The sequence below is a fragment of the Caldalkalibacillus mannanilyticus JCM 10596 genome (assembly GCF_000615945.1).
GTDB classification, from domain to species: domain Bacteria; phylum Bacillota; class Bacilli; order Caldalkalibacillales; family JCM-10596; genus Bacillus_AT; species Bacillus_AT mannanilyticus.
The window spans coordinates 1-2446 of sequence record NZ_BAMO01000084.1; the positions used below are offsets into that span (position 1 = coordinate 1).

General features: G+C 46.0%; 1 protein-coding gene and 1 pseudogene. Both read right to left on the minus strand.

Annotation, left to right across the window (positions count from 1 at the left end; genetic code table 11):
- Positions 1-855: pseudogene (locus JCM10596_RS27150) on the minus strand (2-oxoacid:ferredoxin oxidoreductase subunit beta); the annotation flags it as partial.
- Position 856: 1 nt separating this feature from the next.
- The coding region (locus tag JCM10596_RS22680) for a 2-oxoacid:acceptor oxidoreductase subunit alpha (protein WP_025029046.1) at positions 857-2446 on the minus strand (1590 nt) is incomplete at its 5' end.

The window sequence follows — 2446 nt, forward strand, 5'->3', positions numbered from 1 at the left end:
CGTTCACTAATTTAGTGAAGTCTTCTTCACTAAGCTCCAGCGATTGGTTCGCTAAACCTTCTGGTTTAAATCCTTTAACCATTTCCTCATAGGAAGGTTTATTCTTATCCTGATAGATCAGACCCGTGACTAGGCCCTTGTGCTCCATCAGGGTTTGCATCGCGAGCATACGGTTGGAAGGATCATAGCCTTCAATGGCCGATAGATCTGTAATGTGCTCCTTAAACCAATCATAGGTATTGATCTTATTGAAGGTCACACAGGGACTAAAGACGTTGATTAATGAAAATCCTTTATGCTGAATTCCTTGTTCAATCAAGGAAGTAAGTCCTTTTAAGTCACTTGAAAAGCTTTGTGCTACAAACGTAGCCCCTGCCGTTAAGCAAGCTCCATCACTGATAAAGCCGATTCAATCGACCCTGCTGGGGTACTCTTGGTCTTAAATCCTGCTTCAGAACGAGGCGAAGTTTGCCCTTTGGTTAATCCATAAATCTGATTATCCATCACGATATAGGTCATGTCGATGTTTCGACGAATAGCGTGAACGGTATGTCCCATTCCGATCGCAAATCCATCTCCATCTCCCCCAGAGGCAATCACGGTTAATTCACGATTCGCCATCTTGACCCCTTGAGCGATAGGAAGAGCACGACCATGGATTCCATGATAACCATAAGCATTAATGTATCCAGAAATACGACCTGAACAACCAATTCCAGAGATGACAGCTAATTGCTCGGGCTCAAGCCCTACATTCGCTGCGGCTCTTTGCATCGCTGCCTGAACGGAAAAGTCACCACAGCCCGGGCACCAGTTTGGCTTGACACTGTTGCGGAAATCTTTAAATGTTGCCATTCTAGATCAGCTCCTTCACTTTTTGATGAATGTCAAATGGCAAGAACGGATTCCCATCATACTTGAGTAAGTTCTTGATTTTTTCTGCTCCGCCTACATGAAGCTTCACGAGGTTGGCAAGCTGACCAGAAGCATTGTTCTCCACCACCACAATCGTTTTCGCTGCATCCACATACGGCTGTAGCTCTGTACTTGGGAATGGGTGAATAATACGAATATGAACATGATTAACTTTAAGTCCATCCTTCTCCAAACGCAGACGAGCTTCTTGGATCGTTCCTAGGGTAGAGCTGACTCCAATGATCAGCACATCAGGCTGTTCATGCTCCACCGACACCTTTTTCACCGCATCTGGGTACTTCAGGTTGTTCAGCTTGGAGAGTCGCTTGTCCATTTGCTGTAATCGGTTGATCGGATCCTCAGAAGGTCTACCCACTTCGTTATGCTCTACACCGGTTACATGGTGAATTCCATTCTTTTGTCCTGGAATCACTCGCGGAGAAATCCCATCCTCCGTTACTTCGTAACGCTTAAATAATTCTCCCTCATGCTCCGGTACCTCTGATAGCAATTTGCCTCGGCGAATTTCCACTCGGCTATAATCAAGAGGCTCAACCGTCTGCTTTCCTAGAGATAAGGCTAAATCTGTCGCCAGAATAACAGGACATTGATACTCTTCTGCTAAGTTAAACGCTTCAACGGTATCATAGAAGCATTCTTCTACAGAGCTTGGCGTTAAGACAATCTTAGGAATTTCTCCCGGAGAACCATGAATTAAGCTCTGCATATCCCCTTGTTCCTGCTTGGTCGGCAGTCCAGTACTTGGACCTCCACGTTGGGTATCCACGATCACAAGAGGCGTTTCTGTGATTCCTGCTAGACCAATCGCTTCCGTCATTAGAGCTAATCCTGGACCCGCAGACGCAGTCATCGTCCGAACCCCAGCATAGTTTCCACCAATCGCCATGGTCACGGCTGCAATTTCATCTTCTGTCTGAATCACGGTCCCACCTAGTTCTGGAAGCTTCTTAATCAGGTATTCCATCACCTCAGAGGCAGGAGTAATCGGATACGCTGGCATGAAGCGGCACCCCGCAGCAACGGCTCCTAGAGCAATGGCATCGTTTCCAATCATGAACATGCGTTGTTTTCCATCGGCTTTCTCCAGCTGTAGAGCTACAATCGCTCCACCGGCTTGCTCATTAAAATAAGCCGCTCCCTTAGCCATGGCTTCACGGTTCATTTCAATAATCTTTGGCCCTTTCTTGGCAAAGATTTGCTCCACTAGCTGCTGAAAACTTTCTAATTCAAGCCCTAAAGCAGCACTAGATGCTCCTACTGCCACCATGTTCTTCATCAGGGAGCTTCCTAAGCTATCTGCTAACTCGGTAAATGGAACAGAATACAGGGTTCCATTTGCCCCTTCTGGCAAGGTCGGGTTAAATTTGCTATCGGCAATCACGATTCCATGCGAGGATAGCTCGTGAACATTTACATCTATTGTTTCTTGGTCAAAAGCTACCAAGACATCTAAATCATCTGAAATTGTACTAGCTGGTGCTGTACTCACACGAATTTTGTTATTTGTATG